Origin of the sequence: Bradyrhizobium nanningense, from assembly GCF_004114535.1 — a bacterium.
Classification (GTDB): domain Bacteria; phylum Pseudomonadota; class Alphaproteobacteria; order Rhizobiales; family Xanthobacteraceae; genus Bradyrhizobium; species Bradyrhizobium nanningense.
The window spans coordinates 1-25606 of the sequence record NZ_LBJC01000021.1; the positions used below are offsets into that span (position 1 = coordinate 1).

Consider the following 25606-nt stretch of genomic DNA (forward strand, 5'->3'; position numbering starts at 1 on the left):
CGGTCGCCGCCGTGGTGCCGCCGGCATTGCCGGAGAACAGCACGTTGGAGAGCGCAGTCGCGCTGGTGTAGGTCGTGGTGCCGCGGAGGTCGGTCGAGGTCGCACCCGCGATCGTGGTCGCGACGTTCGACTTGGTCGAGTAACCGACGGTGGTCTGCAGCGCCTGGTTGGCGATCGATTTGGCGGAATCGAGCAGCTTCTGCAGTGAGGTGATGCCGGTGTTGGCGGCCTGCAGCACCTGCACGCCGTTGGCGATGCCATCGAGCAGGTTGTTGATGTCGCTGGCGCGGTTGTCGAGCGACTGGGCGGTGAAGAAGTTGGTGGGGTTGTCGAGCGCCGAGTTCACCTTCTTGCCAGTCGACAAACGGGACTGGGTGGTGGCGAGCAGGTCGGCGGTGGACTGGAGGGAGAGCAGGTTCTGGCGAACCGAGGAGGAGAGAACGATACCGGACATACTGTTACCTTTCTGGTAGCTACGCGTCCTGTCTGACCGAGATTGATCAGACGACCGGCGGGACGGTGCGTCCAAGCCTCTAACAATCCGTGAAATGAAACCCCGGGTTTCTCTGCGTCGGACCTCCGAGAGCCCCTCAGGAGGCCCAAGTCCCGACAGCGCTCGAAACCAGCGCCTTGAAATCGTTCAATTTTCCGCCACGGCGGCCGGCGTTTACAAGCCGTTAACCACATTCAGCAAGGATTGGACCCAAATCAGGGCCAGCAGCCATCATTCAGGGCGCTCGCGCAAGGCTCGTTACAAAACGGTTGATGGAGAACAGGCATGGCTCTCAAGGTCGAGCTCAAACCACACGAACGCATCATCGTCGGCAACTCCGTGATCACCAACACCGATCAGCGCGCGCGTCTACTGATCGACGGCGAGAACGTGCCGATCCTGCGCGAGCGCGACATCCTCACGCCCGAGACCGCCGACACGCCTGCCAAGCTGGTGTATCTGGCGGTGCAGCTCATGTACATCTCGCCGGATCCGCAGACGCAGCACGGCACCTATTTCAACCTGGTGCGCGAGATCATGACTGCCGTGCCGAGCTCCTGGCCGATCATCGAAGGCATCAACAACCACATCATGAGCGGCGATCTCTACCGGGCGCTCAAGGAAGCCCGCAAGCTGATCGCCTATGAGGAGAAGCTTCGGGAGCAGTACGAGGCCACGCACCCTAAGGGCGACGTCAGCTCCGCCGCCTGATCCCAGACCCGACCGCGCATACGACAACGGCCCCGGACGATCTCCGGGGCCGTTGTCGTTTCAGCGGACCGCCGTTCACTGCGCCGCGAGCGACGGCGCCTCGACCTCGATCAAGCCCTCGCCGGTTCGGCGTGCGCCGAATTCGAGCACCGCCGCGACCAGCGCGTCGACATCCCTCTCGTCGGAGCGGTGGTTGACGATCGCGGCACGGATCGCAAATTTGCCGTCCAGTGTCGTGCTCGACGGCGCCGCTATTCCGAACTCCTGGATGTCGGCGACGATCTCGCGGTTGATCGCATCATCGGCGCGATAACGGAAGCAGACAATGTTGAGGTTGACCGGCGCCAGCAATTCCAGCCGCGGCTCGGCGAGAATGCGCGCTTCCAGATACTTCGCGAGCGCACAGCTTCGCGCGATCGTCGCACCAAGCCGCTCAGTGCCGAACGTCTTCAACGTAAACCAGGTCTTCAGCGCCCGGAAGCCGCGCGACAGATCCGGGCCGAGATCGCAGGGCCAGACCGCCCCCGCCGCAAGTCCCCTCGCCTCGCGGCGCAGATACGCCGCGGGCTGCGCAAAGGCCTGCCGATGCTGCTCGCCGTCGCGCACCAGCAGGAAGCCGGCATCGTAGGGCACCTGCCCCCATTTGTGGAAGTCGAGCGCGATGGAATCGGCAAGCTCGATACCACCGAGCAGCGGCGCGAGCTCGGGCGAGAAGATCGCGAGCGCGCCGAAAGCTCCGTCGACGTGAAACCAGATTCCCTCCTCGCGGCACAGCTGTGCGACGGCCTTGAGGTCGTCAATCGCACCAATGTCGACCGTGCCGGCGGAGGCGACGACCAGGAACGGCTTGAAGCCGACCTCGCGATCGACGGCGATCTGCGCGCGCAGCGCCTCGACATCGATGCGATGGTCAGCATCGACGCCGATCTTGCGCAGCGCATCGGTGCCGAGGCCGGCAATATCCATCGCCCTGGAGACGCAGCCATGCGCGGCCTGCGAGGTATAGGCCGTGAGCAGCACACCGCCATTGCCGATGCCGTATTGCCGCGCCAGCGTGCCGAGCGCAACGTTACGCGCCACCAGCACCGCCATCAGATTGGCCATCGACGTGCCCGTGACGAAGATGCCGCTCGCGCTGTCCGGAAAGGCGAACAGGCGACGCATCCAGTCGACGATCTGGCGCTCGACCTCGATCGGCATATGGTCCCGTCCGCCGAGATTGGCGTTGAGCCCGGCCGCGAGCATGTCCGCGAGCATGCCGACCGCGGTGCCGCCGCCATGCACCCAGCCCATGAAGCCGGGATGGACGTTTCCGGTCGCATAGGGCGCGACGTGCTCGGTGAATTCGCGGTAGACCTCGGCGAGGTCGCTCGCCTCGCGCGGCACGTCGGCCTTGAATGCCGCGCGGACGTCATCAGGGATCGGCTGCCAGACAGGGCGCGTCCGGACGTTGGCGATGCCGTCGATCGTCTCGTCCAGCATGCGATGGGCGAGCGCGCGAAATGCGCTCCAGTCCTGCGGGTCGAGCGAGGTGTGGGCGACGGAGCTTTGCGCGTTACGGATGATCTCGTTCATGTTGCGCTCTCCTCGCCCGCTCTTGCATGCCGCGATAGCATCGCCGCGAACGCCGCAAAGATCTTGCGCATCTGCGGCGGCTTGTAAGGAAACACGGCCGGCGAATCCATGTTGTGCACGACGGCGGTGTTGTCGGCTTCGAAGACCAGGAGTTCGCCAGCCTGGTTCTCGGCGCAATCGACGATGAAATAGTCGAGGCCGACGCGCCTGCTCATCTCCTCGAGCGCGCTGCTGTGGCGCACCGCGAAAGCGTGGTCGAAGTCGCGCATGAAGAGCGCCTCCTCTGCACGCTTCTCCTCGCTGAAGGCCATGTAGGCGTTGAGATACCAGATGTCCCAGCGCTCGGCGATCGCCATGTGGCAGGCGTAAGGTTTGCCGTCGACCATCGCGAGCCGATATTTGCGATAGAGCCCGTCGGGATTCACATAATCGACGAAACGCGCGACGAAGAAATCCTGTTCGTTCCGCTCGGCAAGATAAGATGCGAGCGCCGCCGCATCGTCGAGCTTCGCGAGCCCGACGCCGGCATGCGAGCCGCGCGGCCGCGCGATCATCGGAAAGCGCAGCTCGCCCGCGATGTCCTGGCAGGCGATCTGCCCGCGCGAAAGATCCGACAATTGCGTGCGCGTCGCGTGGATGGTTGCGGGAATGTCGAGACCCGGCACGCCGGCCAGCAGCCGATGCAGCTTGTCGCGATCGAGGTTGCCGATGCGATCGGGACGATTGAGCAGCGGCCGCGGCCAGTGCGGCGCGGCCTTCTCGATCAAGGCGAGCGCTTCGCGGCATTCCTCGGAGTCGGACGCGACCACGATGGCAACGTCGTGCTCGGGCAAATTCTGCGGCAGGCCGACGCCCTTGACCACGTAGAGCGTCAACAGCTCGATGTCGGAACCTTCGAGCAGAAAATCGATCGGCGTGTTGCCGCCCATGTCGATGTCGGCGGCAAGCGCGAGCACGCGCAAGCGGGGTTTCGGAGCGGCACTCGGCGTGCGAAACAATTGATGGAAGGTGAGCACCTCCGACTGGATCGCGAGCCCCTGAACCTTGTCGCCGAGAAGCTGGGTGATCAACGACAGATCCAGTCCCTCGCCCGCCAGCGCCGTCCCCGCCGCAATCCGCGCCACCAACTGGTCGCGCAACGGATGCAGGTCGACACCTTCGAAGGCCTGGCGCGTCAGCTGCGCAAAGCCGATGCGATCGGCATAGTTCGCCGCGATCATGCCGATTGGCGCGGAAACCGGATGCTGCATCTCACACCTCGAACGCGAAGTTTACCGGCGCGGCCGCGACCGCGCCACGGTCAAGCAGCAGCTCGATCTTTACCAGCACATGGGCGATGCGATCGAGAACGTGCTGCACATTGCGTTGCGCCTCTGTCGCGTCCGGCGACCAGGCCTCGGTGACGAGCCGGGCGCCGACGCAAAGGCGCAGCACGGCCTGCGGTGCCGCGGCCTGCCGCTCCAGACGGACCGGCTGGCCGATCAGGCAGCGCTGCGCGGCGACCTGCCGGTCGGCCGCGCTGCCGCTGATCTCCTGGCTCATGTCACGCGCCAGTGCCTGATGAACGGCGTTGGTCTCGGCGATCGAGACCGGTTTGCCGCCGCGCAGAAGCATGAACGGAAAGATCGTAGTTTGCGCAAATTCCTCGTCATCCAGATCGGCCGTCCTGGTCGCGGCTGCAACGGGGCGAAGCGACGGCGACAACGCGATCATGCTGTCGATGCCGGCGGCGAGCTCGGCGAGCACCTTGGCGCGGAATGCGCCGGGCACGGCGTAGTAGCTGCCGATCTCGGCGAGCGCCGCCTCCCAGCGCAGCCATTGACCGAAATTCGGACGGCGCTCGAAGCGCGAACGCAGCATCGTCCAGGCCATCGGCCAATCACAGCGACCGGCATAGTCGAAGATGCCAGGCGCAATCCCCTCGATCCGGTCGAGCGGTCGCGACGGGCCCTTCGGCACCAGCAGCGCACCGCTGAAGGCAGGCCCACCGAAGAATTTCGAGCCTGACATCAGCACCATATAGCCGCGGTCGAGATAGGAGCGCAGCCGGCGGCGGCCGAGCCTGGCCTGACAGGCGTCGACGACGATTTGGACCTTGCGCGGCCAGCGCCGCGCGATCTCGTCGAGGCAAGCCGCGCTCGGTGCGCGCCAGCCGAGCTTCGATGCATCCATGATCTGGAGCAGCACGGGCGCGCCTTGCGCGATCGTGGCCTCGACCGCATGCAACACCGCGGCATCGGCATCCCCGCGCATTGCAATCGCGGGGCCGGTCTCGAGCAGCGGCAACGCGAGACTGGCGCCCGCGAGCCCCGCAACCGCGCCGTCCTTGCGAACCGCAAGGCCGTTCGCCGTCATGGCGCTGAAATGGTGCCCGCGGGCGGTATGGATCGTCCCGCTTCCGGTCTGGTCGGCGCCGACCACGATCGTCACCGGCGGCGCCCCGAGCACCGCGCGCGCCAGGAACAGGGCGTGGAGCTGGGAGTCCGTGCCTGAGGGCGAGAAGACGATTTCAACGCGCGGCGGAAGCTGGAGGTGGCCGCGCAGCTCGTTCCGCATGTCCTCGCAACGCGCGTCGAAGGCGACCTCAACTTCGTCGAACAGGCATTTGTGCACCAGCTCTTCGCGCGCCAACGCGGCGCGGTCATAGGCAGCTTGCGAGATCGTCGACGCGGTCGAGGACGCGAAATTCCAGATCTCAGGCTGCGGCGAGGCCGCGCAGCCATACACGTTGACCCGCTCCCTGGCGTCGAGCGCCAGCCGCGGATCTCCGCCGGAGACCAGCAGCGTGTCGAGTGGCGTGAAGAGATCGCGCAGGCGGTAGCGCGAATCATAGTCGGGTGCGCGTTCCGGTTCTGGCAGACGGGATGCGCCGGTGCTCATCCCGGAAGGCTCACGCGGCATCGGCCGCCGCCCTTGTGGGGGCCGGTGCGAATTGCGAGGCGATGTCGCCGTGGAACACCGACGGGCCGACGTGATCGAGCGAGCTCTGGATGTCGGCCCAGATCTCGCCGCCGACATCGGTCCAGCGCTTGCAGAAGGCGAAGTCCTCGGAAAGATAAGTGCCAGTGGCCGGATCGATCATGCATTCGAACAGCGCAAAGCGGTTCTGGCTCGCGGCCAGCGTGTCGTGCGAATGCTCGCGGAAGAACTGCAGGCTTGCATAATCCGGATGGCGGCACATCGCCTCCAGCACGCGGCGCCGGATCATCAGGAAGCCGGTGCCGGCGTAGCGTACGCGGGTGAAGCCGTTGACCACGACGATACGGTCGGGATCCTCGATCTCGAGCACATAGTCCAGCGAAGCCGCCGCCACGTCGGCACGGCCCGACTGGATCGCCCGCGCGGCCTTGTCCCAATTGACCCGCTTGATCGGATAGCAGCCGGCGACGACGTCCGCGCCGCATTCGATCAGCCGGAATACCTGCTCGGGCTTGAAGCCGATATCGGCATCGATGAACAGGAAATGCGTTGCCTTGGGATCGTCCAGGAACATCGCGACCAGGTTGGCGCGGGCGCGGGTGATCAGCGCGTCGCCGTCCCGCAGCAGCACCTTGAGCTCGAGATTGGACATGCCGTGCACGGCGCGCTGCAGCGCGAAGATCGAGCTCGCATAGATGCTCGACACCTGCCCGCCGAAGCATGGCGTTGCCACCACCAGTTGCATCTTGTCCGACATCGCAGCTCCGCCCCGCTCCAATCCTCACCAAGAGGTAAAGAGCCATGGTTAACGGCGCCTTAACGCGCCCTTACAGGAACTTGACGAGCGAGAGCTGCGCGAGGTTCGAGGTCACCTGGTAGGACGCCTGGAGCGCGTTCTGCAGCGAGAGGATTTCGCTCGCCACCTGGTCGGGCGAAGCCGATTCCGCCTGGTCGATGATGGTCTGGAGCTGCGCCTTGGCCTGGGTCTGGCGCGTGGAGGCGTCCTTCATCGTGTTCTGGGCCATCGCGATGTCGGTCTGGATGTCCTCGATGCGCTGCTGACCGGGCTGCTGGGTCAGCGCCTGCGTCACCCGCAGGCTCAGCGCGGAGACCTGCCCACCCGAATACTGTCCGGTCGGCGAGGTCGAGAACGTCCCGAACACCGCGATCGCCTGCAATTGCCGGCGGATCGCGTCCTCGTTCGCCTGGGCGCCATACTGCACCGTGACGGAATCGTCGACCCGCGCCATTGCGGTCGAGCGCGCCGAGCCGGGCCCGTCATTGCCCAAGTACCATTTCACGGTGGTGGCCGAACCGTTGACCAGCGTCGTCGCCGAACTCGCGGGCGAGGAGCCGACGCGCAGCGGCGGCTGCGTGGCGGTGATGGGCGATGAGCTGAAGCCGAGGGCGCCGAGCGCGGCGATGGCGCCCGGGGTCGAGCCCGAAATGCTCAGGCTCGCCGCATCGTCGGTGTTGATCGTGATCGAGCCGCCATGGATCGTCGACGGCTTCGAGGTCCCCGTGATCCGGTCGATCTTGCCGAGCAGGGTCTGGATGCTGTCGGTGACGTTGAGCTGGTTGCCGGTCGCGCCCGAGGCGACGAAGCTCAGCGTGGTGCCGTTGACGGTGAGGGTGTCGCCGGCGGAGAAGCCGGGCGAGATCGAGTCCGAGGGCGCGGTGCCCGACAGCGCGGTGGTGCCGCTGATCGGTGCCGCCGGCGTCGCCTGGTTGTTTTTGGCGGCGCCGATCGCCGAGCTATCGGTGTTGAAGAAATTATCGCCGGCGGTGACGGCGGATGCCGCGACCAGCGAAGTGTTGGCGAGCTTCGTGATCGCGGTGTTCAGCGCGGTATTGAGATTCGCGGCCGTGTTGTTGGGGTTGACCGGGGTGCTCGCATCGATCGCGAAGCTGCCGAGCGGCGTCGGCGTCGCTGAGGATGCGGTCAGCTCGATCTGCTCGGTCGTGCCGTCCGGCAGCGTGAACTGGATGCTGAGCTTGTCGCCATTGTTCGGGTTGATGCCGTTGAGATCGACCGAGAACGACACCGGCGAGCCGCTCGGGCCGGTCACGGTCGCGCCCGTCAGCGTCGAGGAGACCGCCTTGATCTTGAGGCCGAACGGCGAGCCCGCGACATCTTCCGACATTTGGATCGAGCTCGGCGTCGGCTGCGTCTGCACCAGGCGACCCATGCCGTTGGCCCCCAAGTCGGCGGCCTGGCGCTCCGCCATCACGGTCTTGAAGCCCGCCTGCGTCGTGGTGCCGTTGATGATGTCGCCGGAATCCGCGACCGACTGCGTGTTGACGGCGGTTCCGGAGAACAGATAGCGGTTGCCCGTCTGCGTGTTGAGGACGCCGACCATCGAGCCGAACTGGGCCGCGGCGGTGTTCTGCGCGATGGTCTGGCCGTTGACGTTGAGATCCTGCGCGGTGTTGGCGGAGCCCGTCTGCACCGTGCTGCGGATCTTGGTCAGCGACTGCAACGCGGTATTGGCGAGGTTGATGCTGACATTGACGTTGGTGATCGTGTCGGTATAGGCGGCGATGTTGGAGAGCTGCGCGCGCCCGGCGATCGCGAAGCCCTCGTTGGTGCCCATCCCGGAATAGTTCTGCGACAGCTTGCCGGTCGAGAGCTGCGTCGACAGGTCAGTGAGCTGCTGATTGATGTTGCGGATCTGCGAGCCGAGAACCGACGAGGAGTAGTTGATACTGCTGATCGACATGTTTCAGAGCCCTGTTACTTGTTACGCTTGAGCCTGGATCAACGTGTTCATCATGCTCTGCACCACCGACATGACGTGGGCGTTGGCGGCGTAGGCATTCTGCAGCTGGATCAGGTTCGACATCTCCGAGTCCAGATTGACCTTGGAGGTCGAGTCGAACTTGGCCTGCAGCGTCGAGACCACGACGCTCTGGCCCTGCTGGAGCTGGGTCGCCTGGGTCGAGGCGTTGGCCTGCACGCTCAGGAACTGCTGCAGATAGTTCGAAACGCTGCCGGTGAAGGGCTGGTTGGCCGAGCCGAGGCCGCTCTGCGGTGAATAGGAGAACACCGCGCTGGTGAGCTGCGAGTAGAGATAGTCCGAGCGCGTGGTGTCACCCGCGGGCGTCACCGGCGAAGTGTTGTACACCGACATCCTGGTCGGGTCGGCGGCCAGCTGCGTGTTCACCTTGATGCGTCCGGCAAAGCCGGTCAGCTGCGAGCCCGAGGCCAAGATCGCGCCGGTGTAGAGCGCCTGCCCGCCGTCGGTGAACAGCGGCAGTTGCGGATTGCCCGAGGTCAGCGACGACATCGTCTTGCTCGTCGAGGCCGAATTGACCTTGGCAAGGCCGCTATTGTCGTCGGTGATCCGCAGCGTTGTGGCGGTCGCCGGCGACGGGGCTGCAGAGAAGGACAGGTGCGAGCCCGAGAGCGCGGTGTTGAGCACGGAGGCGATCGTGCCCATGCCGCTCGCAAAATTCACGCCGATCTGCATCGGATTGGCGTTGGTGGCGTTCTGGAGCGGCAGCGCCGCCGGATCGGTGACGTTGACCAGCGTGATCTGGCGCTTCGTATTGGTCGCCGTGTCGGTGTAGGTGAAGCTGGCGGTGTTGCCCGGCAGCGCACCGGCAAGGTCGATGTCGAAGCCGGCCGGTGGACCGGACACCGTGGTGCCGGCGGTGGTCTTGTCCGACAGCGCGCTCGACATCGTGGCGGCGAGCTGGTCGATCTGGTCCTGCGCCTGCACCAGCGTCTGGTCGCGCAGCTTCAGGTCGGCCGCGATCTCGCCCGACGAGACCACGTTGTTGGCGACGACGTCGACCTTCGAGCCGTTCGGCAGCACGATGTTGAGCTCGCCGACGCCGGACTTGGCGGGATCCGTGTTGTACAGCGACGTCGCCGAAATTGCGCCTGCGGAAGCGAAGGTGAATTGCGAGGCGAGCCCGGCGCCGACCAGCTGGATGCCTGTGGTCGTGTAGATGTTGGCCTGGTTCGAACCGTCGGTGGTGACGCGGACGTCGACATATTTCGATAGCGTGTTGATGGCCTGGTCGCGCTGGTCCATCAATGTCGCGGCCGAGGGGTCGTTGGCCGACAGACCCTGCAGCTTGGTGTTGATGGTGGCGACCTTCTGCATCGCCGCGTTGGCGGCGGCCGCCGAGGTGCCGAGATCCTGCTCGACGTTGGAGCGCAGCGACTGGATGCCCTTGGTGGTGACGTTGAGCTGCGTGGCCAGCGCCTGCGCCGCGCCGAGGGCAACCGTTTGCGCTGACGAGGCACCCGAGCTCGTCGACAGCCCCTGCAGCGCCGTGGTGAAGTTGTTCAGCGAGGTTTCGAGCGTGCCGCTGTTGCCCGGCGTGCCATAAACATTCTGAAGCTGCTTCAGGATGCTGGCCATCTGGTCGGCGTAACCGCTGCCGCCGGTTTCGGTGCGCAGCTGGTTCTGCACATAGGTGTCGAGCTCCCGGCTGACGCCGGTCGTCATCGCCGTCGAGCCGAAGTCGCCGGTGGTGACCTCGATCTGGTTCGGCGTCTGGACGACGTAACCCGGCGTCTGCGCATTCGCGACGTTCGAGGAGACGATCGAGAGCGCGGCCTGGTTGGCACGCAGGCCGCTCATCGCACTGGCGAGGGCTGAACTCAAACCCATGTTACTTACCGCCTTTGGTTACGTTACGCGCCGATCAGCGCAACACGTTCAGGAGGTCCTGCACCATCGAATTCGCGGTCGTGATCACCTTGGTGTTGGCCGAATAGGCCTGCTGGGTCACGATCAGCTTGGTGAATTCGTCGGCGATGTCGGTGTTCGAGCCTTCCAGCGACGAGCCGCTGATGGTGCCCGAAGCGCCGTCGATCGCAGGTCCAGACTGCTCGGTCGCGGCATAGGCGCCGCCGTCGAGCGCCTTCAGGTAGTTGGTGCCGTTGAAGTGCGACAACGAGACCTGCGCGAGGTCGAGGTTCTGGCCGTTGGAGAAGGTACCGACCACGAGGCCGTTGTTGTTGACGGCGACGGAGCGGAGCTGACCTGCGGCGTAGCCGTTCTGGGTGATGGTGTTGATGGTCACCGCGCCACTGGTGCTGGCATATTGCGTCAGGCCGCCCTGAGAGATGTTGAAAGCGAGCGAGCCGAGCGACTGACCGCTGACGCTGACATTGTTGATGGTGATGCCCGAGGTGCTCGGGGAGGTCAGTGAGCCGTCGGCGGCGAAGGTGAAGGCCTGCCCGGTATTGACCCAGCCGACCGTCGTGCCGGTCGCGTTCGGATCGGTCTGGTAGAACAGGTTCCAGGTATCGGAATGGCCCGTGCCCAGCGAGGCGCTGTCGGTCTTGGCCCAACGCAGCTGCAGGTTCACCGGCGTGCCCGCGGCGTTGTAGGCGGTCACCGCGCCGCCGCTGATCGATTCCTTGGTGAAGGTGGCGATGTCGTTGCCGATCACGCCGCCGGTGCCGGCCGTGCCGCCGCCGCCGCGGTTCTTGGAAATGGATGACGTAAAGCCGAGCGCGGCGAAGGCGCTGCTGTTGTTGCTCGTCACCGTCAGGGTCGGATTGGCGATACCGGTATTCAGGGTGATCACGCCGTTGCTGATCGACGAACCGCTCGCACCGCTGAGCGTGTCGATCCTCTGCAGCAAGGTCGAGATGTCGTCGGTGATGTTGATCTGGTTCGGAGCGACAGCACCGGAATTCACGAAGGTGATTGTATTGGCAGGGCCGGTGCCATTGACCTGGATGTAGTTGCCAGCCACGAACGGCGTCGAGAGGACTTCCGGGCCGCCGGGCGTCGCGCTGCCGCCGAGCACCGTAGCACCCGTAATCGCGGGGGTGGACAGCACGTTACCGCCGCGCGTCACACTGCTGACGCCGAGCAAGCCTGCCGCGGTGCCGCTGATCGTGACGTCGGAGGTGGTGTTGGTCGTGATCTGGATGTTGCCGCCGGTGGTCATTATCGCGGCGGCGGGGGCGCCGCCGGCACCCAGGGTGATCGCATTCAGGATGTCCGACATCTTTGCGCCGGTCGGCGAAAGCAAACCGATCGTGGTGGTCGTGCCGACCGTGGAGGCGCCGGAAACGGTGGCGTCGAAGTTGATGGTCTGACCGTTGACCGTCAGCGTCTTGCCGGCCAGGCTGGTGAGAAGGGTGTTGTTGAGATGCGGGGACACGGCGGAATCGAGCGACGTGCCGCCAGATACCGCCGCCGAGGCGCTGTCCAGCAGCGTCACCGTGCCGGTCGCGGTCGTCGCCGTATAGGCCGAGCGCAGATTGCCGGTGGCCGCGGCGCCCGAGATCGTCGCATTGGTGTAGGGCGGCGGCGGCGTGCCGATGATCAGCGGGTTGGCGGCGAAGTCAGACGGGTTCAGGCCGCCGGCCGCCAGCAGCGTGCCGGTCGCCGCGGTCGAGCTGGCCGCCGTATTCGGCACGCTCGGCAGGTTCGCGGCGTATTGGATCGAGGTGGTCGCCTGGGCCGGGATGAAGTTGTTCTGGAATTTCAGGACCGTCGCCACGTTGCCGGTCGGGTTGCCGGTCTTGGGATCGACCGTGGTGCCCATCAAATAATAGCCGGCGCCGTTGACCAGATTGCCGTTGGCATTGAGCTGGAAGTCGCCGCGGCGGGTGTAATAGGTGACGCCGCTGAACACCGGAACGTTGTCGACGACGCCGGTCGCCTTCTGAATGGAGAAGAAGCCGTCGCCGGTGATCGCCATGTTGGTGGCGACGGTGGAGCCCGAGATCGTGCCCTGCGTGGTGATGGTGGCCTTCGCATTGGCCGTCACGCCGCCCGCGACCTGCTTGCTCGGAACCGAGGAGTCGGGAATGAGATCGACGAAGCTGGTGCCGATGCCCTTGTAACCGGTGGTGGATGAGTTCGCGATGTTGCCCGAAATGTTCTGTAGCGCGTAGGACTGCGCCTGCAGGCCACCCACCGAGGTGTTCATTGCATCGAAGATACCCATAACTTTGTCTCCAAATCCGATCTCGGCGGCCGGTCGACCATGGCCGCAGTCGGAGGAGACAGTCGCAAGGGCTATGCCAATGCGGGTATCTTCAGAAATTCAATGACTTAATGAAATTGCCCCGCCCTGACGACCGGGGCACAATTGCCGGGACCGGCAACAATTGCCGGGCCTTCCTTACGTCGCCGATGCCGCCGCGGGATGGAAGACCAGCCCGAAACCATCAATGCAATAGCGCAATCCGGTCGGCTTCGGACCGTCGTCGAAGACGTGGCCGAGATGGCCGCCGCAGCGCCGGCAATGCACCTCGGTGCGCACCATGCCGTAGGCCCGGTCCTCGGTCTTGCCGACATTGCCCTCGATCGGCTGGTAGAAGCTCGGCCAGCCGGTGCCGCTCTCGAATTTGGTCTCGGACGCAAACAGCGGCAGATCGCAGCCGGCGCAGGCGAAAATGCCCTTGCGATGCTCCTTCAGCAGCGGGCTGGAGCCCGGCCGCTCGGTGCCGTGATTGCGCAGGATCTCATATTGCTGCGGCGTGAGCTGGGCGCGCCATTCAGCCTCCGTCTTCGTGATCTCGAACTTTTCCGCGGCCTTCTCGCCGGCCTCGGCAGGCATTCCTCTCAGCCAGCGGAAGGCCCCAAGGCCGAACAGGCCGGCGGCAGTCGTCAACAGGATGCGGCGGTCAAACATCTCATTCTCCGTGCGGGAGCTCCACGCCCTGAGATACGGGCTTTAACGGCCGACGTTACACCTCCAGGCGGAATTTTTCGCGGGTCTATCGCGAAACGCCGACGTCGTGGGAGGCCGGTTCCGAGGGCGGGTCTGCCGCTTCGACCGCGGGTTTCGGCGCCGGGGCCGGCCGCGGCCTGACGCCCGGCGGCGGACGGCGCGGACCGGTGCCGGCGGCCCGGTTGGCCTCGGCAAGGCGCGCCTCGCGCTCCCTGTTCTTGACCCTGGCACGCTCGCGATAGCGGGCGAGCGAGCCTGCAGCGGCGGAACTCGCCCTGCCCCAAATCCCGACCAATTGGCCTGCGACCCGTCCCGTGGCGCCGCCTGCCCAGACCAGTTCGAACGGCGAGAACAGCCGCCAGCGCTCATCGCCCCACAGGATGCTGCGCGCAATCATCTGCCCGGCCATCGCCGAGGTGTTCATGCCCTGACGGCCGAACCCGCTCGCCACCCACAGCCCTTTGCGCAACTGGCCGATCTGCGGCATGCCGTGCACGGTCTGGCCGGTGGCGCCGCCAAACATGTCCGTGACCTCGACATTGCCGAGCGCTGGAAGGATCGTGCGGATCCGCCGCCTCACGGCGCCCGCAAAGCGCTGCGGACCGGCGGCCCAAGTGGTCTCCGGGCTTTCCCACATCAGCCGGTCGCCGTCGACGATGCGGAAATGATCGACACCGTCGGAGTCCATCACCGATCCCTTGAAGGCGATGATCTCATGCACGCGCTCGCCGAGCGGCGCGGTGATGCCGGCATAGCGCCAGACCGGCAGCAGCGTCTCCGACAGGCGCCTTAAGGGCGCGCCGAGATGGATGTTGCCCGCGAGCACGATGTGGGTGGCGCGCAGCCGCGCCGAGGGCGTGACGATGCGTTTGCGGATGCCGGAATGATCGATGCTGACGACCGGCGTGTCCTCGAAGATGCGGGCGCCTGCCCGACGCGCCAGCCCCGCGAGGCCGTGCACATATTTGCGGCCGTCGACCTGAAACGCTTTGGGATAATACACGCCGTGGAAGTAGCGATCGGTCTTGAGCACCTCGCGGACGCGATCGACCTGCCAACCCTCGACCTCGGTGTCGAAATCCTCGTTCAGCATCTGCAACCGGCTGATCAGCCGGTCGCCGGCATCGACGTTCGAGACCTCCAGCACGCCCTCGCTTCTGGCGATCCCTGGCATGTTCTCTTCCGTGGCGTTGGCCCGGACGAACTCGGCGCCCTCCTTCGACAGCCTCCACAATTCACGCGCGTCCTCGAAGCCGATGCGCTCGATAAGCTCGGTGAGCGGCAGCGCAAAGCCCGGCATCACCGTGCCGAGCTGGTTGCCGGACGCGTTCCAGCCGACGTGGCGGCCTTCGAGCACGGCGACACTGGCCCCTAACCGGGCCGCCTCCAGCGCGATGGTGAGCCCGGCGAGCCCCGCACCGATGACGCAGATGTCGGCGTCAAGCTCGAACGACAGCCGCGTGCGGTCGCGAAAGCCGGCTTCTTCCTGGGATACGCTTGTGTAAGTCTCGCTCATGCCGTTTTCTTATTAAAGGACCGATCGGGCGCCTGTCACCTTGTCCTCAACCGGCGCCTGTAGATTATTCTGGACGTGGAACGATTCGGGAATGCCATGCGCCGCTTGATGTTGCTGCGTCACGCCAAGACAGAGACTGACGCGCCGAGCGGCCGTGACCAGGACCGCCGGCTCGACGACCGCGGCCAAAGGGATGCTGCGCAAATCGGCGACTGGATCGCCGCCCATCCGCCCTTCCCCGATACCGTGCTGGTGTCACACGCCGTCCGGGCCCGGCAGACCTGGGACATCGCCTGGGAGGCGATGAAGGACCGCGTGCCGGCGCCGCAGGTCGAGGTCCTGCCGGAACTCTATGGCGCCGATCCGGCGCAGATCCTGGAGTCCATTCGCACTGCAACGGCCCCGGCCAACCCGAAGCGATTGCTGCTGGTCGCCCATAATCCCGGCATGCACGAGGCCGCGCTCATGCTGATGGGCGGCGGCGATCCGGCCGGCGCCAGGGCTCTCGCCGACAATTTGCCCACTTCGGGACTTGCGATCTTCGACTTTGACGTCAAGGATTGGGGTGACGTGGCCTACCGCCGCGGCAAACTGGTGCTGTTCACCAGCCCCAAGCTGCTTCGATCGGGATGAGAGGCGTGGCCCGCCGCCTCGACCGGTTGATCCGGTGCGATCAAGGGGCTGAAGATTTGGAGGCGCAGATGTTCAAGTCCATCCTCGTGCCCATCGACCTCGCCGACACCGATCTGGCCAAGCCGGCGATCGCGACCGCGGCAACGCTGTCGCAGACCTGGAGTGGCACGGTGCGCCTGCTCAACGTGCTGCCGATGACGCCGGTGATGCTGGCCGAATACGTGCCGGCCGATTTCGACGAGCAGCAGCGCCAGACCTCGGAAGAGGCACTCGCCATCGTCGCGCGCGAATCCGGCATCGAGGCAGGGCGGATCTCCAGCGTGGTGCGCCAGGGCGGCATCTACCACGAGATCCTGGAGGAAGCGGCGCAGATGAAGGCCGATTTGATCGTGATGACCTCGCACCGGCCGGCGATGCGCACCTATTTCCTCGGCTCCAACGCCGGCCACGTCGTGCGCTACGCCAAATGTTCGGTGCTGGTGGTCAGGCATTGAGGGCTGGATCAATGCCCTTGTAGCCCGGGTGAGCGAAGCGATACCCGGGGCCGCTCGGAATGAGGATCCCGGATATCGCTTCGCTCATCCGGGCTACAAAACCTTGCGTTGCCCATCGAGGCTGGGCAAGAACTCGGCATTTGGGGGAGTTGGTGTACGATTCTGCTGATGACGAATCGCACATTTAAGACCGGCGAGAACCGCGAGCAGGCCAGTCTGCTTCCTGCTCGGATTGAGGATTATGTCGGGCCGAACAACCCGGTTCGGGCGATCGAGAGCTTCGTCCGCGTCCTCGACCTTGCCAAGCTCGGCTTTTGCCATGCGGATCGCAAGGCTGAGGAGGTCGGTCAGCCGCCATACGATCCGGCTGATCTGCTGAAGCTCTATCGGTTACATCAACCAAATCAGGTCGTCGCGCCGGTTGGAGCGGGAGGCCTGCCGCAATCTGGAACTGATCTGGCTGCTGAGGAATCTGAAGCCGGGTTATCGGACGATCGGCAACTTCCGCAAGGAGAATTGGGCGGCTCTGAAGGCAGCCAACCGCAGTTTCGTGCTGTTGATGCGCGAGCTCGGTCTTGTCGGCGGCAGCGTTGTTGCGATTGACGGCTCGTTCTTCCATGGCGACGCCAGCAAGGCCAGCATCTTTACACGCAAGAGGCTTGCCGATCAGATCGCAAAGCTTGACCAGGAGATCGAGGCTTACGGCAAGTCCCTAGAGGACAATGATGCCGCAGAAGCCAGAAAGCCGGGCAAGGATGGGCCCGATGGCGGCGGCGGAGATGACGGCGACATCGGCGCGAAAGTCGCGGCGCTGATGGCGAAGCGCGCGGGCGCACAAACCGATCTTGCTCGGCTGGAGGAGAATGGCCAGACGCAGCTGTCCCTGACCGATCCGGATGCCCGGCTGCTGGTCAAGAGCGGCCAGGGGGTCGCAGGCTACAACGTGCAGACCGCCGTCGACGACAAGCACAAGCTTATTGTCGCCAGCGAGGTGGTGAACGCCAGCAGCGATGTCGGCCAGCTACATGCGATGGCCATGGCGGCAAAGGAGGCCCTTGAGGTCAAGACCCTGCAGGCGCTGGCAGATGAGGGCTATTACAGCAGTCGCGAACTGAAGGCCTGTGAGGACGATGGCATCACGGCCTAAGTGCCGGTACCGGAGGCCAACGCCCGGCTCGAGAAGCAAGGCCGCTTCGCCCTCAAGGACTTCAACTATGATGACGCATCCGACACCTACCATTGTCCTGCTGGCCAACTGCTGCATCCGATGAAGAGCAGGCAGAAGAACACCAGCGGCCGCGTCGAGATCCGCTACGCGGCGCGCGGAGTGATCTGCAGGACCTGCCCGCTCAAGCTCCGTTGCCTCGGCTCGAACGCGGCCTACCGGACGATCGGTCGCTGGGAGCATGAAGACGTTCTTGAACGTCATCGCGCGCGGATGCAGGGCGCAGGCGAGCTGATGCGTCGTCGTTCTGGCATCGTCGAGCATCCGTTTGGCACGCTCAAATGCCGTGCCGGCTATCGTCATTTCCTGGTCCGCGGCTTCGACAAGGTCCGCGGTGAATGGAGCCTGATGGCGCTCTGCTACAACTTCACCCGCGTGCTCAACATCCTTGGGGTCGACGCGTTTCTGGCCGCGCTCGCAAAGACGTTTGCTCCTTGCCGATGCACCCTCGCAGCCCTGCTGACGTGCATTCAGGTTGCTCTGGCGACCTTCTGGACAAATCCGCCGCCGATGCCCGCAATTGGCCGACCCAACCCGGCCTGACCCGCGAACCAGTAATTCTTGCTCAGTCTCATCGGGCAAAACACCCAAATACTTGGTCAATCCGCATCGCCGAAAATATTCCACTTTACCGAAATTCGGAAATATCGTATGTGTCGCCGCAACCCGGCCCAAGGAAGAGAGGCGTATCGCGATCGTCACGAACGCGGGCCGGGCGGCGGTGGACGCTGATTGCATCGGCGCGAAGGGTTTTGCAGGGCGGAGAGCCGTGAGCAAAAGACCTCGCGCACACGACCGGTGTGATTTGCGTACGGCAAAATCGTGTGGCCTTGCTGCAAGCGATTTTTTCGGCCTGTTGAAATCGCCGGAAGCGCCTGAAGATAAAAGTATATTTCTGTTGCTGCCGGACGGGCGAGAGGCCCGTCCGAACCTGCTGGGCCCTAACAAGCCCTAGTTTCACGGTTGCGTTGTGCGGCCTTCCTGCGGCCATTGGAACGCCGGGACCGGCACGAGGTTAGATGGACGTGCACCATCGCGGCGGCGCTGACCGCGCGCTGGATCGGAGGCAGCACATGATCATCGTGGACGAAGACGGCGAGATCATCGCCACAGCATCCGATGACCATACTCTAATCGGCGGCCACCACCGCCTCGCGATGGCGGCCAGCCTTGGTAAAAAACTGTTCTGGCGACATACCGGCGAACCAGTGAAGCTTGATAACTTTTTCAAGCATTATGGAAGTTCTCTTCGACATTCAGCCTAAGCCGCTCGACGAGAGATAATGTCTCGCTCACTTGCCCTGCATCGTGTGCTGATCAAGCGCCCAGTCGGAGATCTTCGGCGCGCGCCAAGGTTACAGCCCATCGTGTGCCTGATCGCGCCCGCCGAAGCCGCCCTTTGCCCTGCCACGATTTCGGATCGCACTCATTGACCGCGTTCCGCCAAGCGACGATCTCATCCTCGTGCCCCCGCTGAACCCGGATTAGTTGCGCCGCTGCTCCATTCGTCGAGAGCTTGGAGACACGCCCAACCCAATTGTTGATGGTTGGCGAACGCATTAATGCACACAATTCCTTTGCGCGCAGCGGTCGTGCGGCCCCCTTTGCCATGTCATTTGCTCCCGACTTGTAAACTGAGCGCCCATTCTCCACAGCAGCAATAAACTTCCTTTCAAGATCGGGCATTTCACCGATTGGTCGCCAGGTCGCCGCTTTTGCTGCTGTCACGGCCTGCGCTCCGTCCTGTTTGACAGGGGCGTCGCTAGGACCAAGCATTTTCCAGAGAGCAAGGAGAACGCCTAGTGCGACCAAGCCTCTCCAAAAACCAAATTTGCGCCGCGCCAGCATTCGGGGCGAGGTTCGTCTTGCGCATGGACAACGGCAACTTGCGGACATCTTCGCCGTCGGAAACGAGAATGTCGAAGGCGTAGAATTGGACTTCGTGATTGTGCTTGCGGGAATGCAGGCCGTCGAAGTCGCTGATGCTTGATGGCGGTCGGGGACCGCGCGGCGGGGTGGTTGGTGTCGATACCGCGCCGCAGCAATGGCGGTGGCGAGCCATTGGCTCGCTTGCTCTAACTGCGTATGGTGCGCATTGAAAAGTCAGAGGTCGATCATGCCCTTGCCGCGGCCCGTGCCTTTTGTAAGCCAAGCCTATGATCCCACAGGTTGCTGGTGGGCATGTGCACGCATGCTGCGCTTATACTACGGGGGCGGATATGCCACTCCGCAGCGGTTGCCGGAACTTGAGAACGAGGACGGCACTCATCAACGACTGGGAGGGGACGCGTATAACAAATTTATGAGAAACGAGGGTTTAAGCTTTCTTCACAAGGACGTTCCGACGTCCACAGCGAACGATATCGACCTAGCGCTGACCGCGCTCGGGCCAATCATGGTCAGCTGGGGCGGAGGTCTACACGTATCGCTGGTCGTTAGCGTCCTCGGGCTAGACTTGTACCACCATGATCCCGCCGTTGGACCCTATCAAACCATGCCGGTGAACAGGTTCAATATTTATCGCACCGGTGGAGGCGGCGTCGTGGGTGGAATGCTGGTGCGCGACCCGCAGCTCAACCAGTGGGCTCGATACCAGAAAGAAGTCGTTCTCGCATCAGACGGAGTGACAAAAAAAGATGGATGGCCGACGGGCTGGTGGCGCGTGTGGGACGGCAGCACATGGTACTATTACCTCGGCAACGGCAATATCGCGATGTCGAGTAAGACGGCGCCGTCCTCGCCCGGCGCCCCGGCCAAGCCACACAACACCGGCAGGTGGGTTTTCACTGAACCGAGTACGCTCACGATCACTTGGAGGCAGGCCGCCGGCACTACGAAGCCGTGCGTGGAAACGTTCTGGAACGCGTCGCGCGAGTGCGAGCGGATGAACGCGAACTCGAACCTGTACTCACCGCTTGCGGCGACACGGTTCGGGAAGTGAGACGGTGTTCGAACAAAAAAAACCCAACGCCTTCGTGGCTTGCCCTCGATCGACCCAGCACGCTGACACGGTGAGAAAGCTGGCGCGTCGGCCTCGCCCATTTCGCCCCGACCGGGCCAAGACAGCGGGAAATCCAGTGCTCGCGGTGCAAGACACCCCGAAGCCTTGATCTAGTCGCCTTGCGCATGTGGTACATCTTCCGTGAACGTCTCACGGCTTTCGACGACGTCAGCAAGGGCGTCACAATTGCCATCATTCCTGACGAAAAACTTTGCTGGACCGCCGTCTTTCCGAAGGGGCACCGTGGACGGGCCCGCCCCATGCCACAAGAGCACGTGGACCGCGTTCAAAGGGAACTTCGTCGGATATATGAATTGCCAGGCGATTAAACCCGCGAGAAGTCGGCAGACGCCAGCGCAACCATGGAACGTTGGATCGTGACTTTGTTGTTCGGGTCAGCTGCACCGCCGCTTGCTCGCGGGCCTTGCGCCGACCTTTGCCACGACCACGCGCGGGATCGAAATGCGGATCGCACTCGGCAATCGCCTTCTGCCAGGCGATGATCTCGTCCTCGAACCAAATCCGCCGGTTCGGCGAGATATAGGTCGATCTCGGAAACCGACCCGCCTTTTCCATTCGCCACAACGTCGAACGCCCGACCGGCACGATCTCAAGAACCTGCTTTTCGTTCAGCATGCGTCGAGGTCGAGGCCAGTTATCAGGTGCACTGTTCTTTTCGGGCTCACCTAAAGCGTGGCATTCGGCGCAGACCTGCATGCGGTGTCGCTCGCATCCGTTGCGGGCCGTCAAAGAGAACTCAGTCTCTGGCTTTTCCTGATTGCATGTCACGCAGAAGCGCTTCGCCAACTCTGTACTTATCATGACAGCCATCAACCTCCCCGGAAGTGATCCGGGGTCCATCGTCAATGTCTACGGTCGAGTGGTGCCGCCCGCTGAGACGAAGCTGCGAGCAGTGACGCCGTGGCAACGGGCGCTGTTGTTATTTTCGAACGCCTGTTGATGGATAATTCTCAATCTGCTTTGCCAGCGCAGTCAATATGTCGGCTCAAATAAAAGCCGATAGAGAGGAAACTTGCCGCGAGAGGCAACAGCGGGATCGCATGACGAAGCATTGGAAGCTTCGATTTACGCAATTGACCGACATAGATCGCAGTTTACGCATGACACGCGCAACAATCTGAGCCACCTTTACGCCATGGGGCTGCATGAACTCGCGCCGCGCGCTCATCATCAGAGGTTCGCTATCGTGCCGCACATCATCGCAAGCTGTTCACGACCCCTCGGGGTCATGCCTGATCGGCTTCCCGTTGCCACCACGCGCGGCTCGGCGATCATTCCCCTATTCGCCGGGCGGTGCCGAACGCAAGGGAAAGACCTATGGAAAAATCAGCCGCCGCGACGAATGACTTCGATGTCAAGATAACATGCAAGGTCCTCAGCAAGATCGAGAAGGCCGATCTCGCCTCGTTGAATGATCTGCAGCTCCGGTGCGCGACCACCGTGAGCGCGATGGGAGCAGCCAGCGTGCCCGTCCAATAGCGGGGCGCGTGCCGTGAGCAAAGCAGTCGTTGTATTCGACAGTGCAAGGCCGTGGCAGGATTACGTTGGCAAGAACAGTGCCGCCGACGCTCGTTCCCGTCCGATCGCCGCTGTCTCCGCCAGCCTCGCACGCACCACCCAACCGGCGTGCGACAACTCCCGCTCTCGCGCCCCGGACGCAGCGCAGCGCCCTCTTCGGCGGTGCGATGCAGAGCCGGGGCCCATGTGGCGGCGTGTCGTGCGGCCTGCTGGGTCCCGGCTCTGCCGCCGCAACGCGAAGGGCGTTGCAGCGCGTCCGGGACACAGCTCAAACGCTTTACAGATACCGCGTCAGCTCGGTCTTGACCTGTCCGTAGACCGCGTCCTCGATCTGGCTGCGCGTGATCCCGATGTCGCGCAGGGCGCGGTCGTCCAGCTCGCTCAGCGTCTTGACGGCGGAGCGGCGCTCCAGGCGGTCGAACAGCGCATAGGCGGCGTGGGCGAGCGTTGCAAAAAATCCGCTCGAGGAGGATGGGCCTAAACTCTGCCCGGCAGTTTGCGAGATCGTGGTCATTTTTCTTCTCCGGCCTGTCGTTCCGCGCGGCGAAGCAGATGCCATTGCCGCGGACGCTTGTGGGCGTCTGCACCTCATTTGCCGTCGGATTGCTCTCGCTCTCCTCGGCTCAATCGCGGGCCTTGATGGACCTTAAATGCTTCAGTACACTGCTCGGAGCAAGTAAAACATTGCTCTCGGTGCAATAATGTCCAAGTTCGAGTACGTGAAGCTTGCCGATGCCATTGCCGCAGACATCTCTAACGGCACGTTAAGACCCGGTGACCGGCTGCCGCCGCAGCGCAATTTTGCCTATGACCGTGGCATTGCGGTCTCGACCGCGAGCCGGGTTTATACGGAATTGCTTCGCCGCGGCCTCGTGGTCGGCGAGGTCGGCCGCGGCACGTTCATTTCCGGCGACATCAGGCGCGAGGTCGAGGCACTGAGCGAGCCGCGCGACGCGCGGATCGATTTCGAGGTCAATTACCCGCTGCTGCCGCAGCAATGGGCGATGATCGCCAAGAGCCTTGCCGGGCTCGAGCGCGTCGATGCGCTCGAATCGGCGCTCCGCGTCTCGACCAGCACCGGCACCAAGAGCGTGCGCAATGCAGCCGCCGCCTATCTCGCGCGCAAGGATTTCGCACCGCAGGCCGAGCAGATCGTCTTCACGGCCAACGGCAAGCAATCGCTCGCGGCCGCGCTCGCGGCGCTCGTTCCTACCGGCGGACGCTGCGGGGTCGAGGCGCTGACCTATCCTTACGTCAAGAGCATCGCGGCGCGGCTCGGCATCACGCTGGTCCCGATTCCGATGGACGAATTCGGCGCACGGCCCGATGCGATCCAGAAGGCGCATCGCGAGGCGCATCTGTCGGCGCTGTATCTGCAGCCCATCATCCAGAACCCGCTCGGCGTCACCATGAACGCGACGCGACGCGCCGACATCATGCGCGTCGCCGAAAAGCTCAACCTTACCATCATCGAGGATACCGTGTACGGCTTCCTCGCCGACGACACGCCGCTGGCCGCGCTCGGGCCGGACCGCTGTATCGTGGTCGACAGCCTGTCCAAGAAGGTCGCGCCCGGCGTCGCACTCGGCATCCTCGTGGCGCCGCCGCAACTGCGCGAGAGCGTGATGAGCGCGGTCCGCACCGGCGGCTGGATCGCCTCCGGCCATGCGCTTGCGGCCGGGCAAAGACTGATGGCCGACGGCACCGTCGCCGAGCTCACGCGCCTGAAACGCATCGATGCCGCGCGCCGTCAGCAGACCGCGGCAAGGTTGCTCGCCGGCTACCAGCTCGCCGCCGATCCGCGCTCCTACCATCTGTGGCTGACGCTGCCGCCGCATTGGCGCTCGCAGACTTTCGTCGCGGCTGCGGCCCGGCGCGGCATCGCGCTGACGCCGTCCTCCACCTTCGCGATCGCCCATGGCCATGCACCGAACGCGGTGCGCCTCGCACTCGCCCCGCCCTCGTTCGAGCAGCTCGATTCCGGCCTGCGCACGATCGTGTCGCTGCTCGGCACCAAGGAAGAGGATTTTGATTCCACGGAGTAGCGTTGCGAAACCTCGTGCTGTTCAGGCCTCCGGCCATTCAGCAATGAAGCCTTTCGCCTTGTACGGCTCGATCTTGTCCCATTCATGCAGCATGCGGCGGCGGAATTCGGCATCGGTGTGCCAGAGTGCGCGCGGCGTCGCGAAGCTGTCGACGGTGATCAGTATTTTCTCGACCTCCGGCCAGTGCCGATGCAGCGTCATCGGGTAGCGCCGCGCGGTCCAGGTGTTGCCGAGACAGATCACGCTGCGGATGTTGGCAAGGCCGAGCGCCGCATCGATGATCGGCAGCGAGAAGATCACGTTCTCCCCGGTGTTCATCGCACGGTGCTCCTCGAGGACAAGTTCCGCCGGAATGCCCGCCGCAATCATCGCCGCCTTGATGAGCGTGCACTCGGATTGCTCCGAGCCAGGCGTCACCCCGCCGCTGACAATCGCCCACCGGAAATAGCCCTCGCGCCACAGCTTTGCTGCGGTATCGGCCCGCAACGCGACATCCTCTCGGCTCCCGAACATGAACAACAGATCGGCCGGCACGAGCGGCGTCTCGATCAGATGCGTGTGGTTGATCTCGGCGATCTCGTCCGCGGTCGGCAGACGAGCACCATCATCCCTGGTTGACATGGCCTGCACGATGCAGCGGCAGCGCGCGGCTGCGAAGTCACGTTTGATTGCGGCCGGTTGCAAAGCTACGGCAGCAACGCTTCCGGCAGATGCGCCAGGGTATAGGAGCGCGGCTGGTTGCGCCGCACGAAGCCGCCGACCTGCCAGGCGAACAGCGCGGCAAAGCCGAGGATGAACAGCGCGCCGGCGAATTCGCCGATCACGAGCGCGCGGATCAACAGGCCCGCCATCGCCACCGTCAGCACCGCAAGGAATGCGAGCACCGTCGCATAGGCGGTGCGGCCGAGTCCCGAGGTCAGTACGGCGCGGCTACCCGCTTTCGCCATCCGTGCATGCAATTCGACAATGAACGCGCGAAAGCCGTTGTCCTGCGGCGCCATCAGCGCCGCGGTCTGCCAGCTCGTCGACAGGATCGCGATGCGGCGACCGCCAGTGTGCGTGACATCGGCGCGGAAGCGGTGCTGCTGCATCGACACCGGGCGGAACGAGAGCCGGATCGCGCTGATCTCGTCATAAGGCCACAGGGCGGACCGGCCGCCGATGTGCCAGGACAGCCCGTCCTCCGTCAGCGCAAAGCGATGCGCCGAGCCGATCAGCGACGCCTTGTAGGCATAGCTGGTGACTGACGCGGCCTCGGCTTCCGAACCCTGCATTGCCGCAATCGATCCCGTCCACGAAAACCCCGCGGCGATCGGCTTGCGCGATCGCCCTCGCCCATCCTACAAGCGAGGCATGGTTGAGACGACCTTTTTTCCGCGCCGTCTGATTCTCGGCGCCGCAATGATCGCCGGCGTGCTGCTGGCGCTCGCGGTGCACATGCTGGGCGCGCGCTACGGGCTCGACCTCGGCGCGCTCTGGCGTTCCGACGCGGCCGAGTTCATCCCCGCGGGCGCGGCAATCGCCTGGTGGCTGATTGCCACGGTCGGATTCTCCGGCGGCTATTTCACCGCGACATTGATGCAGAGCGCCGTGTCCGGCCAGATCTCGCAGCGGATGCGCCAGTTCCTGATCGCGGTCGGTGTGCTGCTGCTCGCGGGGGCGGGTCAGGTGGCTTCCGCGCCGAGTCCGATCCCGACCGTCTCGGGCGTACTGGCTGGGCTCGCCGCGCTGTGCCTCGGCGCCGTCATGGCATTTTGCGGCGCCCATTTCGCACTGCGCCGCGGCTGACCTTTGCGCTG

The 25606-nt window shown here is 64.3% G+C and carries 25 protein-coding genes; 10 read left to right on the plus strand and 15 right to left on the minus strand.

What is annotated here, in order from left to right:
• Nucleotides 1-454: flagellin N-terminal helical domain-containing protein (locus XH84_RS15735; protein ID WP_488226095.1), on the minus strand; the 454-nt coding region annotated here is incomplete at its 3' end.
• 324 nt (nucleotides 455-778) lie between these two features.
• Here XH84_RS15735 and flbT point away from each other — a divergent pair.
• A complete protein-coding gene (flbT, locus tag XH84_RS15740) occupies nucleotides 779-1204 on the plus strand; it encodes a flagellar biosynthesis repressor FlbT (protein WP_128918170.1) in 426 nt (141 codons plus the stop codon).
• 75 nt (nucleotides 1205-1279) lie between these two features.
• On the opposite strand, the gene XH84_RS15745 is transcribed toward flbT, so the two are convergent.
• The 9 genes from XH84_RS15745 to XH84_RS15785 form a co-directional block, all read right to left on the minus strand.
• Nucleotides 1280-2779, minus strand: coding sequence for a pyridoxal phosphate-dependent decarboxylase family protein (locus tag XH84_RS15745; RefSeq protein ID WP_128918171.1), 1500 nt, complete (start codon nucleotides 2777-2779; stop codon nucleotides 1280-1282).
• Complete coding sequence (locus XH84_RS15750) at nucleotides 2776-4029, minus strand: ATP-grasp domain-containing protein (RefSeq protein ID WP_128918172.1); 1254 nt, start codon at nucleotides 4027-4029, stop codon at nucleotides 2776-2778. Before XH84_RS15750 ends, XH84_RS15745 begins: the two co-directional genes overlap by 4 nt.
• 1 nt (nucleotide 4030) lies before the next feature.
• Nucleotides 4031-5680 carry a hypothetical protein gene (locus XH84_RS15755; RefSeq protein ID WP_164936094.1) on the minus strand — a complete coding sequence of 550 codons (1650 nt, stop codon included), beginning with the start codon at nucleotides 5678-5680 and terminating at the stop codon, nucleotides 4031-4033.
• On the minus strand, nucleotides 5670-6455 hold the full coding sequence (locus XH84_RS15760; RefSeq protein ID WP_128948485.1) for a hypothetical protein: 786 nt from the start codon (nucleotides 6453-6455) through the stop codon (nucleotides 5670-5672). Before XH84_RS15760 ends, XH84_RS15755 begins: the two co-directional genes overlap by 11 nt.
• 70 nt (nucleotides 6456-6525) lie before the next feature.
• Entirely contained in the window at nucleotides 6526-8418 is a 1893-nt protein-coding gene (locus XH84_RS15765) for a flagellar protein (protein ID WP_128918174.1), read from the minus strand.
• A gap of 21 nt (nucleotides 8419-8439) precedes the next feature.
• On the minus strand, nucleotides 8440-10323 hold the full coding sequence (gene flgK, locus XH84_RS15770; protein ID WP_128918175.1) for a flagellar hook-associated protein FlgK: 1884 nt from the start codon (nucleotides 10321-10323) through the stop codon (nucleotides 8440-8442).
• Nucleotides 10324-10357: 34 nt separating this feature from the next.
• Nucleotides 10358-12625, minus strand: a complete 2268-nt coding sequence (locus XH84_RS15775; RefSeq protein WP_128918176.1) for a flagellar hook-basal body complex protein — start codon at nucleotides 12623-12625, stop codon at nucleotides 10358-10360.
• A gap of 177 nt (nucleotides 12626-12802) precedes the next feature.
• Nucleotides 12803-13315: a peptide-methionine (R)-S-oxide reductase MsrB gene (msrB, locus tag XH84_RS15780; protein WP_128918177.1), complete on the minus strand. Its 513-nt coding sequence runs from the start codon at nucleotides 13313-13315 to the stop codon at nucleotides 12803-12805.
• Between the two features lie 85 nt (nucleotides 13316-13400).
• The gene (locus XH84_RS15785) at nucleotides 13401-14870 is read right to left on the minus strand and encodes an NAD(P)/FAD-dependent oxidoreductase (RefSeq protein ID WP_128918178.1); all 1470 of its coding nucleotides are present in this window, start codon (nucleotides 14868-14870) and stop codon (nucleotides 13401-13403) included.
• A gap of 96 nt (nucleotides 14871-14966) precedes the next feature.
• Between XH84_RS15785 and XH84_RS15790 the strand changes: the two genes are divergently transcribed.
• Both XH84_RS15790 and XH84_RS15795 read left to right on the plus strand, forming a co-directional pair.
• On the plus strand, nucleotides 14967-15503 hold the full coding sequence (locus XH84_RS15790; protein ID WP_164936095.1) for a SixA phosphatase family protein: 537 nt from the start codon (nucleotides 14967-14969) through the stop codon (nucleotides 15501-15503).
• Nucleotides 15504-15571: 68 nt separating this feature from the next.
• Nucleotides 15572-15997 carry a universal stress protein gene (locus XH84_RS15795; protein WP_128918180.1) on the plus strand — a complete coding sequence of 142 codons (426 nt, stop codon included), beginning with the start codon at nucleotides 15572-15574 and terminating at the stop codon, nucleotides 15995-15997.
• 93 nt (nucleotides 15998-16090) lie between these two features.
• On the opposite strand, the gene XH84_RS39805 is transcribed toward XH84_RS15795, so the two are convergent.
• A complete protein-coding gene (locus tag XH84_RS39805; RefSeq protein ID WP_164936096.1) occupies nucleotides 16091-16318 on the minus strand; it encodes a hypothetical protein in 228 nt (75 codons plus the stop codon).
• Nucleotides 16319-16418: 100 nt separating this feature from the next.
• Here XH84_RS39805 and XH84_RS15800 point away from each other — a divergent pair, with 100 nt between their 5' ends.
• The 4 genes from XH84_RS15800 to XH84_RS15825 all read left to right on the plus strand — a co-directional run bounded on the left by XH84_RS15800 (nucleotide 16419) and on the right by XH84_RS15825 (nucleotide 20163).
• Nucleotides 16419-17144, plus strand: a complete 726-nt coding sequence (locus XH84_RS15800; protein WP_164936097.1) for a transposase — start codon at nucleotides 16419-16421, stop codon at nucleotides 17142-17144.
• A complete protein-coding gene (locus XH84_RS15805) occupies nucleotides 17145-17765 on the plus strand; it encodes a transposase (RefSeq protein WP_128918181.1) in 621 nt (206 codons plus the stop codon). It begins immediately after the preceding gene.
• A gap of 530 nt (nucleotides 17766-18295) precedes the next feature.
• Nucleotides 18296-18487: a ParB N-terminal domain-containing protein gene (locus XH84_RS15815; protein WP_128948486.1), complete on the plus strand. Its 192-nt coding sequence runs from the start codon at nucleotides 18296-18298 to the stop codon at nucleotides 18485-18487.
• Nucleotides 18488-19338: 851 nt separating this feature from the next.
• On the plus strand, nucleotides 19339-20163 hold the full coding sequence (locus tag XH84_RS15825; RefSeq protein WP_164936098.1) for a papain-like cysteine protease family protein: 825 nt from the start codon (nucleotides 19339-19341) through the stop codon (nucleotides 20161-20163).
• A gap of 252 nt (nucleotides 20164-20415) precedes the next feature.
• Here the strand turns inward: XH84_RS15825 and XH84_RS39810 are convergent, their stop codons facing one another.
• Nucleotides 20416-21054: a helix-turn-helix transcriptional regulator gene (locus XH84_RS39810; RefSeq protein ID WP_164936099.1), complete on the minus strand. Its 639-nt coding sequence runs from the start codon at nucleotides 21052-21054 to the stop codon at nucleotides 20416-20418.
• Nucleotides 21055-21561: 507 nt separating this feature from the next.
• Here XH84_RS39810 and XH84_RS39815 point away from each other — a divergent pair.
• Nucleotides 21562-21723, plus strand: coding sequence for a hypothetical protein (locus XH84_RS39815; protein WP_164936100.1), 162 nt, complete (start codon nucleotides 21562-21564; stop codon nucleotides 21721-21723).
• A gap of 316 nt (nucleotides 21724-22039) precedes the next feature.
• On the opposite strand, the gene XH84_RS15835 is transcribed toward XH84_RS39815, so the two are convergent.
• Entirely contained in the window at nucleotides 22040-22276 is a 237-nt protein-coding gene (locus XH84_RS15835) for a DUF1127 domain-containing protein (protein WP_164936101.1), read from the minus strand.
• 187 nt (nucleotides 22277-22463) lie between these two features.
• Between XH84_RS15835 and XH84_RS15840 the strand changes: the two genes are divergently transcribed.
• Complete coding sequence (locus XH84_RS15840) at nucleotides 22464-23807, plus strand: aminotransferase-like domain-containing protein (RefSeq protein ID WP_128918184.1); 1344 nt, start codon at nucleotides 22464-22466, stop codon at nucleotides 23805-23807.
• A gap of 21 nt (nucleotides 23808-23828) precedes the next feature.
• Here the strand turns inward: XH84_RS15840 and XH84_RS15845 are convergent, their stop codons facing one another.
• Nucleotides 23829-24428 (minus strand): YdcF family protein, encoded by a 600-nt coding sequence (locus XH84_RS15845; RefSeq protein WP_128918185.1) that lies wholly within the window; start codon nucleotides 24426-24428, stop codon nucleotides 23829-23831.
• 65 nt (nucleotides 24429-24493) lie between these two features.
• The gene (locus XH84_RS15850; RefSeq protein WP_128918186.1) at nucleotides 24494-25081 is read right to left on the minus strand and encodes a hypothetical protein; all 588 of its coding nucleotides are present in this window, start codon (nucleotides 25079-25081) and stop codon (nucleotides 24494-24496) included.
• A gap of 79 nt (nucleotides 25082-25160) precedes the next feature.
• Between XH84_RS15850 and XH84_RS15855 the strand changes: the two genes are divergently transcribed.
• Nucleotides 25161-25595: a hypothetical protein gene (locus tag XH84_RS15855; protein ID WP_128918187.1), complete on the plus strand. Its 435-nt coding sequence runs from the start codon at nucleotides 25161-25163 to the stop codon at nucleotides 25593-25595.
• Nucleotides 25596-25606 lie beyond the last annotated feature (11 nt).

Bases quoted from the DNA above. Each gene is read 5' to 3' on its own strand.
- XH84_RS15760 (WP_128948485.1), bottom strand. From the start codon at position 6,455: ATGTCGGACAAGATGCAACTGGTGGTGGCAACGCCATGCTTCGGCGGG.
- XH84_RS39805 (WP_164936096.1), bottom strand. From the start codon at position 16,318: ATGGCAAAAGCCGAGCTTGGCAAGGTCGAGGACGCGGACGAAGCTCTC.
- XH84_RS15850 (WP_128918186.1), bottom strand. From the start codon at position 25,081: ATGCAGGGTTCGGAAGCCGAGGCCGCGTCAGTCACCAGCTATGCCTAC.
- XH84_RS15775 (WP_128918176.1), bottom strand. From the start codon at position 12,625: ATGGGTATCTTCGATGCAATGAACACCTCGGTGGGTGGCCTGCAGGCG.
- msrB (WP_128918177.1), bottom strand. From the start codon at position 13,315: ATGTTTGACCGCCGCATCCTGTTGACGACTGCCGCCGGCCTGTTCGGC.
- XH84_RS15785 (WP_128918178.1), bottom strand. From the start codon at position 14,870: ATGAGCGAGACTTACACAAGCGTATCCCAGGAAGAAGCCGGCTTTCGC.
- flgK (WP_128918175.1), bottom strand. From the start codon at position 10,323: ATGGGTTTGAGTTCAGCCCTCGCCAGTGCGATGAGCGGCCTGCGTGCC.
- XH84_RS15750 (WP_128918172.1), bottom strand. From the start codon at position 4,029: ATGCAGCATCCGGTTTCCGCGCCAATCGGCATGATCGCGGCGAACTAT.
- XH84_RS15855 (WP_128918187.1), top strand. From the start codon at position 25,161: ATGGTTGAGACGACCTTTTTTCCGCGCCGTCTGATTCTCGGCGCCGCA.
- XH84_RS15825 (WP_164936098.1), top strand. From the start codon at position 19,339: ATGCCCTTGCCGCGGCCCGTGCCTTTTGTAAGCCAAGCCTATGATCCC.
- XH84_RS15815 (WP_128948486.1), top strand. From the start codon at position 18,296: ATGATCATCGTGGACGAAGACGGCGAGATCATCGCCACAGCATCCGAT.
- XH84_RS15790 (WP_164936095.1), top strand. From the start codon at position 14,967: ATGCGCCGCTTGATGTTGCTGCGTCACGCCAAGACAGAGACTGACGCG.
- XH84_RS15840 (WP_128918184.1), top strand. From the start codon at position 22,464: ATGTCCAAGTTCGAGTACGTGAAGCTTGCCGATGCCATTGCCGCAGAC.
- XH84_RS15765 (WP_128918174.1), bottom strand. From the start codon at position 8,418: ATGTCGATCAGCAGTATCAACTACTCCTCGTCGGTTCTCGGCTCGCAG.
- XH84_RS15745 (WP_128918171.1), bottom strand. From the start codon at position 2,779: ATGAACGAGATCATCCGTAACGCGCAAAGCTCCGTCGCCCACACCTCG.
- XH84_RS15835 (WP_164936101.1), bottom strand. From the start codon at position 22,276: ATGACCACGATCTCGCAAACTGCCGGGCAGAGTTTAGGCCCATCCTCC.
- XH84_RS15845 (WP_128918185.1), bottom strand. From the start codon at position 24,428: ATGTCAACCAGGGATGATGGTGCTCGTCTGCCGACCGCGGACGAGATC.
- XH84_RS15755 (WP_164936094.1), bottom strand. From the start codon at position 5,680: ATGCCGCGTGAGCCTTCCGGGATGAGCACCGGCGCATCCCGTCTGCCA.
- XH84_RS39815 (WP_164936100.1), top strand. From the start codon at position 21,562: ATGGAAAAATCAGCCGCCGCGACGAATGACTTCGATGTCAAGATAACA.
- XH84_RS39810 (WP_164936099.1), bottom strand. From the start codon at position 21,054: ATGGCTGTCATGATAAGTACAGAGTTGGCGAAGCGCTTCTGCGTGACA.
- flbT (WP_128918170.1), top strand. From the start codon at position 779: ATGGCTCTCAAGGTCGAGCTCAAACCACACGAACGCATCATCGTCGGC.
- XH84_RS15795 (WP_128918180.1), top strand. From the start codon at position 15,572: ATGTTCAAGTCCATCCTCGTGCCCATCGACCTCGCCGACACCGATCTG.